Origin of the sequence: Paraburkholderia sp. HD33-4 (genome assembly GCF_021390635.1) — a bacterium.
In the GTDB taxonomy this organism is placed as follows: domain Bacteria; phylum Pseudomonadota; class Gammaproteobacteria; order Burkholderiales; family Burkholderiaceae; genus Paraburkholderia.
Window position 1 is genome coordinate 1,044,698 of sequence record NZ_JAJEJS010000003.1, and the last position, 15,516, is coordinate 1,060,213.

Here is a 15,516-nt window from a genome sequence, read left to right on the forward strand (position 1 = left end):
ACAGCATGATCGATACACCAACGGTGTCGCCGAAAACCCGGAAACTGCATCTGCCCGCGATCGGGCTGGGAACATGGCAATCGCAATACGACGATGGCGTGCGCGCGGTACGCACGGCAATCGAAAAGGGCTACCGGCACATCGACACGGCGGCGCGCTATCAGAACGAGGGAGCGGTGGGAGAGGGGATCCGCCAGAGCGGCATCGCGCGCGAAGCGTTATTCGTGACCACCAAGGTCTGGTGGACCGAACTGCATGCGCCCGCGTTTCAGCGCTCGGTCGAGCGCAGTCTGTCCGAGCTGAAGCTCGACTATGTCGATCTGCTCCTGATCCACTGGCCGAATCCTGACATTCCGCTGGAGGAGACACTCGGTGCGATGGCGCACGCACACCAGCAGGGCCTCGCGCGCAACGTCGGCGTATCCAACTTTCCGGTTGCGTGGCTCGAGCGGGCGGTCGCGCTGTCGCCGGTACCGTTAGCGGTGAATCAGTGCGAATACCATCCGTACCTGAATCAGAACAAGGTGCTGGCAGCCTGCGCAAAACACGGCCTGAGCTTTGTCGCGCACACGCCCCTCGGCAGCGGACGGCTGCTCGACGATCCATTGATCGCGCAGATCGCCGCGCGACACGGTAAAACGTCCTCCCAGATCCTGTTGCGCTGGCTGGTTCAACAGCCCGGTGTCGCCGCGGTGCCGAAGTCCGCCAATCCGCAACGGATAGCCGAGAACATCGACGTATTCGATTTCTCGCTGGACGACGAAGATCTGCGCCGCATCGCCGGGCTCGCGAGAACCGACGGTCGCAAAAGCAAGGCTGCATGGGCGCCCGAATGGGATACCCCTTGAAGCTGACGGCGGGTCTGATCGGTCCGCTGATCGTCGCGTGCTCGCTGTTCATGGAGAGCGCCGACGCGAACATTCTCGTGACCGCGTTGCCCTCGATGGCGCGCGACTTCGGCGCCGACGCCGTTACGCTGAAGATCGCGATTACCAGCTATGTGGTGAGCCTCGGGGTCTTCATCCCGGTGTGCGGCTGGCTTGCGGATCGCTTCGGCTCACGGTCGGTGTTTTTAACGGCGATCGGGATTTTCGTCGCCGGCTCGCTGATGTGCGCGGCGTCGCCGTCGTTGCACGTCTTCATGCTTGCGCGCTTCGTGCAAGGCGTCGGTGGCGCGATGATGGTGCCGGTTGGACGGATCATCATTTTCCGCTCGCTGCCGAAGACCGAATTCGTGCGGGCGATGAACTACCTCACTTTCCCCGCACTGTTCGCGCCCGTCTCGGCGCCGTTGATCGGCGGGTTCATCACGACGTATCTGCACTGGCGGCTGATCTTCTTCATCAACGTGCCGATCGGTATTGCGTGCATCTATCTGACGAAGCGCCACATCGCCAATACGCACGAGCCGCATCCCGGGCCGCTCGACTGGACGGGCTTCATCCTGTCGGCGCTCGGCGGTTCGCTCGGGCTGCTGGGACTTTCGCTGATCGGCAGCGACCTCGTCCCAAACAGCCGCGCATTCGAAATGTGCATAGTGGGCGCGTTGCTGCTTGCCCTGTATGTGGTGTACGCGCGGCGTGCCGCGCGCCCGGTCCTCGATCTGAAGTTTCTTCAGATTCCCACGTTTCGCGCGAGCGTGTTAGGCGGCTCGATGTTCCGGATCGGCTTCGGCGCGATACCGTTCCTGCTGCCGCTGGCTCTGCAGGAAGGGCTCGGCATGAACGCCTTCGCATCGGGCCTCATTACCTGCGCTTCCGCGTTCGGCAGTATGTTCATGCGCGTGTTCAGTTCCTTCACGCTGCACAAGTTCGGCTTTCGCACGGTGCTCATTTATAACGCGGCGTTCTCGGGCGTGATGTTCTTCTTGTTCGGTACTTTCGTGCCGGGCGTACCGGTGTGGTACATCTGGGGCGTCGTGCTGCTCGGTGGCTTCTTTCCCGGCTTGCAGTTCACGAGCCTGAACCTCGTCGTCTATGCGGACATCGAGAACGGCGCCATCGGACGCGCTACCAGTCTTGCCGCGGTCGTTCAGCAGATGTCACTCGGTCTGGGGGTGGTCGTTGGCGGCTATGCGCTGCAAATCACCCGGTTGCTGAGCGGCCATCCGCATGTGATGTCGTCGGACTTCTGGCCAGCATTCGTCATCGCCGGTCTTTGCTCGATTGGCTCGATTGCGATCACGCGGCGTCTTCCGCATGACGCCGGGGATGAGATTGCGCGGCCTACGCTGACAGCGGCCGTACCTCACTGATGAATTCGATGAACTCGAACCGATGACCCGCCGCGCAACGCGGGGTCATCACATCATTTCCGGACTTGCCAGCCGGGTTCCATCGGTGAAGCGCGTCAACCGGTACGGCCGGAGATCGATCCCGGTCGCGTCGTTCGTCACGATGCGGCTGACCAGCATGCCGGCCCCCGGTCCCAGCCCGAAGCCATGACCGCTGAACCCGGACGCGATCACGAGGCCGGGCGTGCTGTCCACGCGTGACATCACCGGCACGAGATCTGGCGTCGTATCGATCGCGCCGGCCCATGCATGGGCGACACGCAATCCCGACAGTTCGGGAAACACCGTCGCGACGTTTTCGAGAGCGCGGGTCGGCCACTCGGCATCGGGCACGGGATTCAGAACCCGCGTCACCTCGAACGGAGAGATTTCGTCGTTGCGCCAGTTCGCGCTGCCTTCGGCGCCGCCGAAGAACGGTTGCGCCATCCTGAACTTGAGCTTCTTGTTGAGTTTGCTGCGGAACATCTTGCGAAACTTGACCGCGTGCCGGAGGTTCTGCGGCGCGATTTCCATGCGTCCGTAGCCGGGCACCGCGATCGTGTAGCCGCCGTCGAGTCGCCGCCTCATCGCGAAGTTCGGGCCCGAGAAGCACCCGTCTATCACGGCTGGCGCTTCGGCCGTGCGCAGCGCGGTGCCGATCACGTTGACCGCCGGCAGATCGATGCCATGACGCCGGCAGAAGAGAGCACTCCACGCGCCGCCTGCGAGCACGACGCTGCTCGCGCTGATCAGGCCGCGCTCGGTCCAGACACCGGAGACCCGGCCCGCGCTGATATCGAGTCCGCGAACCGCGCAGGTCTGATGCACGCGTGCGCCAAGACGCTGCGCGCCTCTGGCAATGGCGGGCGCGGCTTTCGACGGCTCCGCGCGTCCATCGGAATGCGACCACACGCCGCCCGCCCACTTCGCCTGACCATTGGGAACGCGCGCCGCCAGTTCGCGAGCCGACAGCAACTGACTGTCGAAGCCTAGCGCACGCGCCTTGCCGAGCCATGTTTCCCACTGCGCGACGTCCGCGGGCTGCTCGCTTCCGTACAGGATGCCGGCTCGCCGGAAGCCGATGTCTTCGCCCAACTCATCGCTCAACTCGGCCCAGCGCGCGAGGCTCTGCATCGCGAGCGGCAACTCGTACAGGTCGCGGTTCTGCTGACGCACCCAACCCCAGTTGCGTCCCGATTGTTCCGCGCCAATGATGCCTTTCTCGAGCAGCACGACCGAGACGCCGCGCCGCGCCAACTCGTAAGCGGTGCTGACGCCGATGATGCCGCCGCCGATCACTGCGACGTCGCAGCGAGTGGGGAAGCCGTCGCTATTCGAAACTTCGTCGATTCTTAGCATGTTCGAGAAACCATGATTGACATGACCAGCGAATACCGGGTGCGTGCGGCGCCGTCAGAAGATCACGTAGATCTTGCGCAGCGTTTCGTCGATGTTCCAAAGCCCTTCGGTGTTGGCTTCGAAAAACAGCGTGTCGCCGGCGGCGAAGCGGATCGTGTCTTCTCCGTCGGGCGTGAAGGTGCCGCGGCCCTTGATGAAATGCATGACCTCCGCCTGCTTGACCGAACGCCTGTAACTGCCGGGCGAACACTCGAACACGCCGGTATCGACTGCATCGTGACCCGGAATCACGTACTGGCGTCCCGATACGCGCGACGGCTCGGTGCCGGGCAGGCCGGCGGTTCCCCAATCCTCGAGGGCGGTGACTTCCGCCGCTTGTCTGATCTGCTGAACTTTCATGTGGCTTGTTCCTGTTGGCGTGAGCGTTGATCGATACGTCGTTCGATCCGGCCTAGCCGGACCACGGTGACGCCGGCCCGCAACTGGCGAAGCGAGGGCATCACCAGCATGCAGTCGTCGTACGGCGTCGAGACCGGCTGGCCGTCGGACCACGCGATCACCGTGCCGGCCTGCTCGAAAGTTTCGAGCCCGGTGTAGGGACCCGCGAAGCGGAAATCCATGCTGCTGGCGACGACCGGTTCGGTCACCCGCACGATGCGCATTTCGTCGGGCAGCGGCTTGATCCAGCCGGTCGGCAGATCGGCTGCGTCGACGATGCCCGACAGCAACAGAAAGCGCGCGGTGCAGTCGCGCGCGACCGTCACCGCGTTGGCTTCCCAATGCTGGCCGCATTCGATCAACAACGCATTCTTTGGACTCGCGTCGTCGCCGAAGCCCTCGTAGTCGCGCATCCGGCGACCTTCGGGATGGCCTTCGTCCTGGATCACGGTGGCGGGCGCGCCGAGCCGCTCGGCCAGTTCGGCGCCTTTGCGCAGCGGGCCCGCAACGATCAGCGGCGCGCTTTTTTCATGCATCGAATGCAGGTCGAGCAGCAGGTCCACCGTGTCGATCACCGGCCGCATCGCGCGTGCACGATCGAGTTCGGACGAGCGCGTGGCGACGTCGTCGAGCTTCGCGGCGGTCCAGACGCGGTTGAAATCCTGATCGACGAAACGGGCTTTGTCCGGCGTGGACGGATCGAAGCGCGCGTAGGCGGCGACGTTCGCGAACGACAGCGTGAGCTTGCCGCGGCGCGGCCGCAGGCCGCCGCGCAACAACGCGTCGACGGTGATCGCGCCGCACACTTCGTTGCCGTGCGTCAGCGCATTGATCATCACGTGCGGCCCGGGTTGGCCGGAGTCGAACGTATGCACGTAGGCAATACCGGTATTGCCGTCGGCGTGCGCCGACAGGTCCGGAAATTCGACTTCGATCGGATAGTCTTGCATGTTTACTCCAGTCCTCCCTGACACAGATACTTGATCGACAGATAGTCATCCAGCCCGTACTTCGATCCCTCGCGACCGTAGCCGGATTCCTTCACGCCGCCGAACGGCGCCGCCTCCGAAGCGAGCGCGCCTTCGTTGATGCCGACGATGCCCGCTTCCAGCGCGCGCGATACGCGCTCGATACGGCGCAGGTTCTGGCTATAGAAATACGCCGCGAGCCCGAACGGCGTGTCGTTGGCGGCCTGCACCGCTTCCTGCTCGCTGTCGAACGGGAACAGCGGCACGACCGGGCCGAAAGTTTCCTCGCCGCACAGCGCCATCGACGCCGTGGCGTTGCCCAGCACCGTGGGCGCGAAGTAGTGCGGTCCCAGTTCGGTGAGCCGCCGCCCGCCGGTCAGCACGACCGCGCCGTTGCCGAGCGCGTCGTCGACATGACGCGCGATCTTGTCCACCGCCCGTTCGTTGATCATCGGCCCGATCTGCGAAGCGGAATCGCTCGCGGGGCCGACCCGCAACTCGGCCACTTTCGCGCACAGCAGCGCGGAGAAATGCTCGTAGACGCCGCGCTGCACGTAGACGCGGTTCGGGCACACGCAGGTCTGCCCGCCGTTGCGAAATTTCGCGGCGAGCAGGCCATTGACCGCGGCGTCGAGGTCGGCGTCGTCGAACACGATGAAGGGCGCATTGCCGCCGAGTTCCAGCGACAGCTTCTTCAGCGTGCCCGCCGATTCGCGCGCGAGGTGCTTGCCGACGGGCGTCGAGCCGGTGAATGTGATCTTGCGCACGCGGCCGTCGGAGAGCCATTCGCCGACCGTCTCCGCCGCCGCGGCGCGCGAAGCCGAAATCAGGTTGAGCACGCCGGGCGGCACGCCGGCGTCGTGCGCGAGCAGCGCGAGCGCGATGGCGGTGAGCGGCGTGTCTTCCGCCGGTTTCGCGACTACCGTGCAGCCTGCCGCGAGCGCCGGCGCGATCTTGCGCGCGATCATCGCGAGCGGAAAATTCCACGGCGTGATGGCGGCGACGACCCCGATCGGCTCCTTGATCGTGCTCATCCGCTTGCCGCGCTGCTGCTGCGGAATCAGATCGCCGTAGATGCGGGTGGCTTCGTCGGCGAACCACGCGACGTACGACGCGCCATAGCTGACCTCGGCGCGTCCTTCGGCGAGCGGCTTGCCTTGTTCGAGCGAAATCAGCGCGCCCAGCGCGTCGCGATTCGCGACGATCAGCGCGTGCCAGCGGTGCAGCACGGCCGCGCGTTCGCTCGCGAGCCTCGCACGCCAGGCGGGCAGCGCTTTGGCGGCGGCGTCGGTGGCGGCGCGCGCGTCGCTGGGACCGCTGTCGGCCACCTCCGCGATCAGCTTGCCGGTGGCGGGATCGGTGACCGCGAAGCGCCTGCCGCTCGCCGCTGCGACCCACTCGCCGTTGATGAAGTTGTCCGCGCGGATCAGCGCGCGGGCCTGCTGTTCGAGATTCGTGCTCATATGAGGTCTCCAGTGCGGTTGGCGAGCGAGGGCAGAGCGCCCGACACGCGCCGGGCAGTGATGCCGTCTGCGCTGTCAGAGATCAGTGCCTATCGACGACCCTCGCTGGCGACTTGCGCCGCGATCGCCGCGCCGACTTCCGTGGTCGATGCGCTGCCGCCCAGGTCGCCCGTGTGCGGGCCATCCTTCAGAACCTGCGTGATCGCGGCGACGATCGCGTCGTGCGCGTCGCGCTCGACACCCTTGCCGTTGCCGAGGAAGTCGAGCATCATCGCGGCCGACCAGATCATCGCGACCGGATTGGCGATGCCCTTGCCGGCGATGTCGGGCGCCGAGCCGTGGACCGGCTCGAACAGCGACGGAAAGCGCCGGTCGGGATTCAGGTTGCCCGACGGGGCGATGCCGATCGTCCCCGTGCACGCGGGACCGAGGTCGGAGAGGATGTCGCCGAACAGGTTCGACGCGACCACCACGTCGAAGCGATCGGGGTTCAGCACGAAGCGCGCGCACAGAATGTCGATGTGCTGACGGTCCATCTTCACATCCGGGTAGCGCGCGGCCATTTCATCGGCGCGCTTGTCCCACCACGGCATGCTGATCGCGATACCGTTGCTCTTGGTCGCAACCGTGATCTTCTTCGCGCGTCGTTGTGCGAGATCGAACGCGAACTTCATCACGCGCTCGGTGCCGTGGCGGGTGAAGATCGACTGCTGCATCACGACTTCGCGCTCGGTTCCCTCGAACATCGTGCCGCCCACCGACGAATACTCGCCTTCGGTGTTTTCGCGCACGATCATGAAGTCGATATCGCCGGGTTTGCGATTGGCGAGCGGGCTGGGCACGCCTTCGAACAGGCGCGCGGGGCGCAGGTTCACGTACTGGTCGAATTCGCGGCGGAACTTCAGCAGCGACCCCCACAGCGAAATGTGATCGGGCACCTTGTCGGGCCAGCCGACCGCGCCGAACAGAATCGCGTCGCAGTCCTGCAACTGCTCCTTCCAGTCGTCGGGCATCATCTGGCCGTGTTGCGCGTAGTAGTCGCAAGACGCCCATTCGATATGGCGGTAGTCGATGCCGATGTCGAAGCGCCGGCAGGCCGCGTCCAGCACGCGCAGGCCTTCGGGCATCACTTCGGTGCCGATGCCGTCGCCGGGAATGACGGCAATGCGGTAGGTGCGGGTCATACGTATCTCTCCTTGCGTTGATCGCGCGCGGTCTGCCGAGACCGCGTGGATCGCCAATTGGGGGTGTGTTCGGGTGTCGGGGCGTGCATCGGTATCAGTAGCCGCGGGTCCGGTCGATCAGGCCGTTCATGCGCTCGCCGGCGCGATGCAGGCGCAGGTTTTCCAGCACCGCATCGACGGCCGATTCGGGCCGCGTCGCGCTCGCGATATGCGGCGTGAGGCGCACGCGCGGCTGCACCCACAGCGGGTGGTCGGCGGGCAGCGGCTCGGGGTCGGTGACGTCGAGCACCGCGCTATGAATCTGCCCGCTTTGCAGTGCGTCCAGCAGATCGCCGCTGACGAGCTGCGCTCCGCGCCCGACGTGCACCAGCGACGCGCCTCGCGGCAGCGTGTCGAATACCCGGCTGCACAGCAGCCCGCGCGTCGCGTCCGTGAGCGGCAGCAGGCAGATCAGCACGTCGGTGCGGGCCAGCATCGCCTCGAGCCCGGTCTCGCCCGCATAGCAGGCGACACCTTCGATGTCGTGCTGCGAGCGGCTCCAGCCCGCGCAGTCAAAGCCGAACAGCTGTAACCGTTGCAGCACCGCGGTGCCCAGCATGCCGAGGCCGAGCACGCCGATCCGGCGCGACGCGGCCGTGCGTAACGGCAGCGGGCGCCATGCGCGCGCCTGCTGTTGCAACGCGTAATCGAACAGATCGCGATGGATCGCCAGCACCGCTTCGCTCACGTACTCGATCATGCCTTCGACGATGCCCGGCTCCAGCATGCGCACCACCGGCAGATGCGCCGGAATCTGCGACAGATCCAGCTGATCGACGCCAGCGCCGACGGAGAACACGACTTCGAGATTCGGCAGCGTGAGCGCGAGGTCGCCCGGTTGCCACGCAACCAGGTAGCGCACGGCCGCGCTATCGCCGAGATCCGGCCAGACCCGGAAAGGGATCTCGGGCGCGAGCTGCGCAAAGCGCTCGGCCCACAGCGCGCCACGCACCGGATCGGCCTTGTAGAGGACGGTCATCGCCGTTTATGCCATCGCCTGATTGATGATGCCGTACGCGCGCCAGGTCGCGTCGGGGGTCGCCTCGCGCGCGTCGGCCGAAGCGTTGCGGACCATCTTTTCGACCGAATCGACCCGCGTCATGCCGAGGCTGCTCAGCCAGTCGTGGATGCCGGCGTCACCCGGCACGTCGATCCGCACGAAGTCGCCGGCATGCTGCGCGAGCCAGTACGAGATCAGTGCGCGGGCGCGCAGATCGTCGGACGAGCGTTGCGCGACGACCGGTCCGATCGAGTAGCCGCGTCCGAACGGACGGAACAGCGAGAAGCCGAGCACTTCGCCGTCGCGCTCGAGCACCACCGCCTGCGAGAATTCGAGCAGCGACGGTATCGTCGCGCTGCGCTCGAGGCCGCTCGCACGCGATGCAAGTTCGATCAGCCGGGGCGTGTCCGCGGGCGTCGCCGCGCGCAGATGTTCCCCGGGCGGCGGCGCGACGGCGCTCATGCTACCGAGCGTTCCTTGATGCTGGGTGAGTCCGCCGCAGGCGACGAAGCCCAGCTTTTCGTAAAGCGGCTTGCCTGCGACCGTTGCATGCAGGAAGGTCACGCGGTTGCCGAGTTCTTCGAGCACCAGTTCCATCAGCTTGCGGCCAATGCCGCGTCCCTGTTCGTCCGGCGACACGATCACGAGGCCCAGCGTGCCCCGGTCCGCGCCGAATTTCCAGCACAGCGCGGTGCCGATCACGGTGCCGTCGTCTTCGGCGACGAAGCCGCATCCGGCGTCGTACATGAAGCTCCAGTCCTCGGCGCGGTGCGGCCAGCGCACCGCAACGGAGAGGCCGTGCGCGGCGGCGATGTCAGCGGATGTGAAACGGCGGTAGCGGGGTGATTTCTTCACGATTGGTTCGGACACTGCAAACTCCTGCTGGCGGCGTGGTTAGCCTAGACTTTCGCATTGCCAGTGCCCACTTCATAGGACGATCTTTTTGTTATTCGGGCCTATACGTCGTTGGGCTTGCTTCACTGCGATCAGCCACGCGCAGTTCAACCGCGCAGGTATTTTTGTCGTTCACTCCGATGGTGCTATATTCAATATAATGATGGAAATTGCACGACCGTTCGGTGTGGTGAAGTGGCGGAAGCCTCTTCGCATGCCGCGGCGCGTGTCCGGCACAACCACTGCAACGTCATCGACAGGAAACCCATGCAGCGAACACAGATCAGCAGGAAGCGCGCGGCCGACCCGGGTCACGGCGACGTCGGCGCTCGTCTGCGCGCGCTGCGCGTCGCGCAGGGGCTGTCGATCAACGAGCTGGCGATGCGCGCGGGCGTATCGGTAGGCACGGTCAGCCAGGTCGAGCGCAACAAGGCCAATCCGTCGGTGCGCATTCTCGAGCGCCTGCGCCAGGCGCTGGAGGTACCGCTCACCGCACTGCTCGAAGAAGACGACGCGGTGTCGGACCCGATCACCGGCGATTTCGTGCGCAAGGCCGCCGAGCGGCCGCTGTTCGAAGTCGGCTCGAACGGCATGCAGAAGGAATTGTTGTCGCCGCACGGCGATCACGATTTGCAGATGATGATCATCATGCTGCCGGCCGGTTCCGGTTCGGAAGAAGTGCTGGTCGGCATCGGCGAGAAGGCGGGCCTGGTGCTGGAAGGCACTGTCATACTGAACGTCGGCGACCGGCGCTCGGAACTGCGCGCGGGCGACAGCTTCCAGTTCAAGAGCACCGTGCCGCACAGCGTGCATAACGAAAGCAAGAAGACCGCGCGTTTGCTGTGGATCATGAATACGCAGCCGCCCGTCATTCATCTTTGATTCGTCTGTAGTTCGAGCCGCGTGTCGGGTGGCGCGCGGCTCTGTCTTTCCTCTCTTTCCCATCGTTCGTTTCGATGTGCCGTGTCCGGTTCACCCGGATGGCGGCTGACGTCGATGTCTTTCTCCCTTTGTTGCCCTTTTCAATTTTGCGTTGCACGAGCAGGTGAATGTCTCGCGTGGCCTTGCTTGCGCGCGCCACGGGCGCGCGGGCTTGCGAGTTCCTTGCGCCTGTGGCAGCGCCTTTCGCACGGCACGCAACGTATCGCAGCGCACAACGAAGTTTTCACAAAGTTTATTTTTGACCACTAGTATTTCAGTCGATGTTCATTAAAATGAACTTCATCCGATGTTCGTTCATTCGGTGGTCGCGATGGCGAACCGCAGTGCCGAGTGGTGCCGGGAGTCTTTAGTGCGCTAGCGCACGCGGCACCACACACTTGAACCCACTGATCAGGCCTGGCATGTCTACTCCGTCACTCGATTTCGATCCTTCAGTCGTTGCGCTGCCGCAGGGGCATTTCATTGGCGGTGCATATTATTCTGCGGGCGAAGCGCAGATCGCCGTTCACCGGCCGTCGGACGGCGCACTGCTTGGCCACGTGCCGGACGCGTCGGACGCTACCGTCGATTACGCGGTGAGCAACGCGCTAGCTGCATGGAAGACGAGCGGCTGGGGCACGCGTTCTCCGCGCGAACGCGCGAAGGTGCTGAGCCGCTGGGCCGAGCTGATCGATCGCGATGCTGTGAGCCTCGCCCAACTCGAAACGGTCAGTTCGACGCGCCCGGTGACGGAAAGCTACACATCCGATGTGCCGTTCACCGCCGAGGCGATCCGCTTTTTCGCAGAGCTGGCCGACAAGCTCGGTGGCGATATCGCGGCCACGCGTCGCGACAGTCTCGGTTTCATCGCATCGGAGCCGTACGGCGTGATCGGTGCGATCACACCATGGAATTTTCCGCTGTCGATGTGTTCATGGAAGTGCGGCCCCGCGCTCGCGGCAGGCAACGCGGTCGTGATGAAGCCGTCGGAAATGACGCCGTTCTCGACGCTGCGGATCGCGGAGCTCGCGATCGAAGCAGGCATGCCGCCCGGCATCTTCAACGTGGTGAACGGCCGTGGAGCGACGGCGGGCGCCGCGCTGACGCGTCACCCAGGCATCTCGAAGATGAGCTTCACCGGGTCGACCCGTACGGGCGCCGCGATCATGAGCGACGCAGCGATGCACGGCACCAAGCCCGTCACGCTGGAGCTCGGCGGCAAGAGCCCGCAACTGGTGTTCGAGCAGGTGCGGGACCTCGAGCATACGGCGCGCTGCGTCGCCCGCGGCTTTACGGCCAACGGCGGCCAGGCCTGCGTGGCCGGTACGCGGCTGATCGTGCACGAGCGCATTGCCGAGCCGCTGATCGACGCGATTCGACGGCAACTGCAGCCGATCGAGCCCGGTCCGCTGTGGGACAGCCGCACCGCGTATTCGCCGATCATCAGCGCCGCCCAGGCGCGGCGCATCGAAGCGCTGGTCGAGCAGAGCCGCGAGAGCGGCGCGGAAGTGATCTTCGGCGGCGGCTTTTTCGAAGGCACCGGCGAGGGCTATTTCCATCGCCCCACACTGCTCGCCAACGTGACGGCCGAAACGCCCGCCGTGCGCGAGGAACTGTTCGGCCCTGTGTTGACGATCCAGACATTCAAAGACGAGGAAGAGGGCATCGCGCTCGCCGCGCATCCGATCTACGGTCTCGCGGCGGGTGTCCATAGCAGCGACATCGGCCAGGCGCTGCGGGCGATGCGCCGCATCGCGGCGGGCACGATCTGGATCAACCGCTACGGCCGCAGCGGCGACATGATCATTCCGACGGGCGGCTTCGGCCAATCCGGCATCGGCAAAGACCTCGGCCGCGAGGCGATGGTGGCCAGCATGCGGCACAAGAGTGTGCTGATCGATTTCGAGGCGCTGTGAACAATCGCCTTACACCGGCTTTACGCCAGCAGTAATCGCACTGATTCAATCCGAAACTGAACCCCGAGCCTGCGAACAGGTTCGCCACGACGACAGGATGTTGACCATGATCGATTTCGAGCCGAAGTACATCACTTTCGACTGCTATGGCACGTTGACCAACTTCCAGATGGGCCAGACCGCGCGCGAGCTGTACGGCGACAAGCTGGACAAGGCGAAGATGGACGAGTTCGTCGAGTTCTTCCGTGGCTATCGCCTCGACGAAGTGCTGGGCGCATGGAAACCGTATCGCGACGTGGTCGTGAACTCGGTGCGCCGCACCTGCGAACGCACCGGCGTGCCGTTCGACGAAGCCACTGCGCAGAAGATCTACGAAGCCGTGCCGACCTGGGGCCCGCACGCGGACGTGCCCGAAGGGCTGTCGCGACTGGCAAAGAAGTACAAGCTCGTGATTCTTTCGAACGCGTCGAACGACCAGATCCACAGCAACGTCGACAAGCTCGGCGCACCGTTCCACAAGGTCTACACCGCACAGCAGGCGCAGGCGTACAAGCCGCTGCAGAAAGCCTTCGAGTACATGTTCTCGCAACTCGACTGCAATCCGGAAGACGTGCTGCACGTGTCGTCGAGCTTCCGCTATGACCTGATGACCGCGTACGACATGGGCATCAAGCACAAGGCGTTCGTCAACCGCAGCCACGAGCCGCTGAACCCGTACTACGGCGTCAACGAAGTGTCGGGTATTCCGCAACTGGCGTCGCTGCTCGGCCTCTGATCGGCACCATCGGCCGGCTCACGACATCGCTTTCCGCGCGCCGCTGACAGCGGCGCAACCAACCGACAGGAACGCATCACGATGAAGCTCGATTCCTACTGGCTCGACACTGCGCCACGTTTTACGAATGGCGCCCAGGGGCCGCTCCCGCAGCGGGTGGACGTGGTCGTGGTCGGCGGCGGCTTCACCGGACTGTCGGCTGCGTTGGAGCTGGCCAAACGCGGCAGGTCGGTGATCGTGTTCGAGGCGGGCCGGCTCGCGGCGCAGGCATCGGGCCGTAACGGCGGCCATTGCAATACGGGCGTCGCGCAGGACTATGCCGCGTTGTCCGCGCGCATCGGCAGCGAGCGCGCGGCGGAGTTCTACCGCGCGTATGCGGGCGCCGTCGAGACGGTGAAATCGATCATCGAGCAGGAGCAGATCGATTGCGATCTGCGCCAATCCGGCAAGATCAAACTCGCGGCGAAGCCGCAGCATTTCGCGTCGCTCGCGAAGACGTACGAGGTGTTGCGGCGCGAAGTCGATCCCGATGTCGAACTCGTGCCGCCCGAGCAGATTCACAAGGAGATCGCGTCGGACGGCTTTTTTGGCGGTCTGGTGCAGCGTAACGGCATGCAGATGCACATGGGCAAATTCGGCGTGGGTCTGGGCGAGGCCGCGGCACGCCGCGGCGCGCAGATCTACGAGAACGCGCCTGTGACGAACCTGAAGCCGCTCGGCGGCAACGCGTTCGAGGTGCAGTGTCCGCTCGGCACGGTCCGCGCCGAGCGCGTGCTGATCGCCACCGGCACGTCGCAGGTCGGTCCGCTGCAATGGTTCCGGCGCCGCATCGCGCCGGTCGGCAGCTTCATCGTCGCGACCGAGCCGCTCGGCAAGGACCGCCTCGACGCGTTGTTGCCGACGCGCCGCTCGTATGTGACGACGCTGAACATCGGCAACTATTTTCGGGCCACACCTGACGAGCGTCTGCTGTTCGGCGGCCGCGCGCGCTTTGCGATGTCGAACCCGCGTTCGGACGAGAAAAGCGGGCGGATTCTGCGCGACGGGCTCGCCCGTTATTTCCCGCAGCTGGCCGACGTGCGTATCGATTACTGCTGGGGCGGTCTCGTCGACATGACGGCCGACCGCCTGCCGCGCGCGGGCCAGCATGAAGGACTGTTTTATTCAATGGGCTACAGCGGCCACGGTGTGCAGATGTCCGTGCACATGGGCCGACTGATGGCCGACGTGATGTTCGGCGCCGCCTCGCGCAATCCGTGGCGAACGCTCGAATGGCCCGCGATTCCAGGACATTTCGGACGCGCGTGGTTTCTGCCGCTCGTTGGCGCGTATTACAGGTTGCAGGATGTACTGCATTGAATGGATCGACTGACCGCTACTGTCAGATGGCAGCGCAGCGCGCAGATTGAAAATCACTATTCCCAGAGGAAATCCCCATGTTGCGTTTCATGTTCCAGCCTGCTTCCGCCGTCCGCTTCAACACTGTGCAGCGCTTTGCCGCTGGCGCGGGTCTCGCGATGACGATGATGCTGGGCGCCGCTCACGCCGCCCACGCCGCCGAAGCGGCAACGCTCACCGCAGGCTCGCCGCCGTCGAGCGCGCCGACCACGTTCATGAACGTGAAGACGCAGCAGATCGAAGGCCTGATGCCGGATGTCGTCAAGGAGATCGGCAAGCGCGAGGGCTTCAACGTGTCGTACGACGCGGTGCCGTTCTCGGCGCTGATCCAGTCGGTGGTATCCGGCAAGATCGACATCATCGTTGCCGGCATGACACCGACGCCGAAGCGCGCCGAAGTGGTCGATTTCTCGCAGCCGGTTACGGCGTTCGGCGAGGGCATCATCGTGAAGGACACGAACAAGGCCGTCTATCACTCGGTGCAGGACCTGAAGGGCATGACGGTCGGTGCGCCGACCGGTACCGACTACGGCGATCAGTTGAAGAAGCTCGGCATCTTCACCGAAGTGAAGATGTACGACAGCCCCGCCGACATGACGCGTGACGTCGCGCTGGGCCGCATCGTCGCGGGCTTCAACGACTATCCGATCCTGAAGGCCCAGGAGGCAGCGGGCGCGATGGCGGGAACGCGGGTCGACGACGCCTATGTGCCGATGGAAAAGTTCGACATCGCGATCGCGGTGAAGAAGGGCAACAGCGCGCTGATGGTGAAGATCAACGACGCGCTGACCAAGATGAAAGCCGACGGCACGCTCGACGCGATCCTGAAGAAGTGGCACCTCGTAAGCTGATCGGCTTCTCGTGACAAGAGGCGTGCCCGCCGCAAGGC

14 protein-coding genes are annotated in these 15,516 nt (G+C 64.8%); 7 read left to right on the top strand and 7 right to left on the bottom strand.

Going from position 1 to position 15,516, the window contains the following annotated elements:
• The first annotated feature begins 5 nt into the window (after positions 1-5).
• Together L0U84_RS39295 and L0U84_RS39300 are read left to right on the top strand one after the other, a co-directional pair.
• Positions 6-848: an aldo/keto reductase gene (locus L0U84_RS39295; RefSeq protein ID WP_233858964.1), complete on the top strand. Its 843-nt coding sequence runs from the start codon at positions 6-8 to the stop codon at positions 846-848.
• Entirely contained in the window at positions 833-2,254 is a 1,422-nt protein-coding gene (locus tag L0U84_RS39300) for an MFS transporter (protein ID WP_233858966.1), read from the top strand. Before L0U84_RS39295 ends, L0U84_RS39300 begins: the two co-directional genes overlap by 16 nt.
• A 48-nt stretch (positions 2,255-2,302) precedes the next feature.
• Here L0U84_RS39300 and L0U84_RS39305 read toward each other — a convergent pair whose 3' ends face one another.
• The 7 genes from L0U84_RS39305 to L0U84_RS39335 all read right to left on the bottom strand — a co-directional run bounded on the left by L0U84_RS39305 (position 2,303) and on the right by L0U84_RS39335 (position 9,593).
• On the bottom strand, positions 2,303-3,631 hold the full coding sequence (locus tag L0U84_RS39305) for an NAD(P)/FAD-dependent oxidoreductase (protein WP_233858968.1): 1,329 nt from the start codon (positions 3,629-3,631) through the stop codon (positions 2,303-2,305).
• A 54-nt stretch (positions 3,632-3,685) separates the two neighbouring features.
• A complete protein-coding gene (locus L0U84_RS39310) occupies positions 3,686-4,030 on the bottom strand; it encodes a cupin domain-containing protein (protein WP_233858971.1) in 345 nt (114 codons plus the stop codon).
• Positions 4,027-5,019 (bottom strand): M14 family metallopeptidase, encoded by a 993-nt coding sequence (locus tag L0U84_RS39315; RefSeq protein ID WP_233858973.1) that lies wholly within the window; start codon positions 5,017-5,019, stop codon positions 4,027-4,029. The genes L0U84_RS39310 and L0U84_RS39315 overlap by 4 nt, the downstream gene beginning before the upstream one ends.
• 2 nt (positions 5,020-5,021) lie before the next feature.
• The gene (locus L0U84_RS39320) at positions 5,022-6,500 is read right to left on the bottom strand and encodes an NAD-dependent succinate-semialdehyde dehydrogenase (protein WP_233858975.1); all 1,479 of its coding nucleotides are present in this window, start codon (positions 6,498-6,500) and stop codon (positions 5,022-5,024) included.
• Positions 6,501-6,589: 89 nt separating this feature from the next.
• Positions 6,590-7,684, bottom strand: a complete 1,095-nt coding sequence (locus tag L0U84_RS39325) for a tartrate dehydrogenase (RefSeq protein ID WP_233858977.1) — start codon at positions 7,682-7,684, stop codon at positions 6,590-6,592.
• 94 nt (positions 7,685-7,778) lie between these two features.
• Complete coding sequence (locus L0U84_RS39330) at positions 7,779-8,702, bottom strand: 2-hydroxyacid dehydrogenase (protein WP_233858979.1); 924 nt, start codon at positions 8,700-8,702, stop codon at positions 7,779-7,781.
• Positions 8,703-8,708: 6 nt separating this feature from the next.
• Positions 8,709-9,593, bottom strand: a complete 885-nt coding sequence (locus tag L0U84_RS39335) for a GNAT family N-acetyltransferase (RefSeq protein WP_233858981.1) — start codon at positions 9,591-9,593, stop codon at positions 8,709-8,711.
• A 291-nt stretch (positions 9,594-9,884) separates the two neighbouring features.
• On the opposite strand from L0U84_RS39335, the gene L0U84_RS39340 reads away from it, so the two are divergent.
• From L0U84_RS39340 to L0U84_RS39360, 5 genes are all read left to right on the top strand, one after another.
• Positions 9,885-10,499, top strand: a complete 615-nt coding sequence (locus L0U84_RS39340; protein WP_233858983.1) for a helix-turn-helix domain-containing protein — start codon at positions 9,885-9,887, stop codon at positions 10,497-10,499.
• A gap of 461 nt (positions 10,500-10,960) precedes the next feature.
• On the top strand, positions 10,961-12,454 hold the full coding sequence (locus tag L0U84_RS39345; protein ID WP_233858985.1) for an aldehyde dehydrogenase family protein: 1,494 nt from the start codon (positions 10,961-10,963) through the stop codon (positions 12,452-12,454).
• Between the two features lie 106 nt (positions 12,455-12,560).
• Positions 12,561-13,229 (top strand): haloacid dehalogenase type II, encoded by a 669-nt coding sequence (locus L0U84_RS39350; protein ID WP_233858989.1) that lies wholly within the window; start codon positions 12,561-12,563, stop codon positions 13,227-13,229.
• Positions 13,230-13,310: 81 nt separating this feature from the next.
• The gene (locus tag L0U84_RS39355) at positions 13,311-14,588 is read left to right on the top strand and encodes an NAD(P)/FAD-dependent oxidoreductase (RefSeq protein WP_233858990.1); all 1,278 of its coding nucleotides are present in this window, start codon (positions 13,311-13,313) and stop codon (positions 14,586-14,588) included.
• 77 nt (positions 14,589-14,665) lie between these two features.
• Positions 14,666-15,478: an ABC transporter substrate-binding protein gene (locus L0U84_RS39360; RefSeq protein ID WP_233858991.1), complete on the top strand. Its 813-nt coding sequence runs from the start codon at positions 14,666-14,668 to the stop codon at positions 15,476-15,478.
• Positions 15,479-15,516 lie beyond the last annotated feature (38 nt).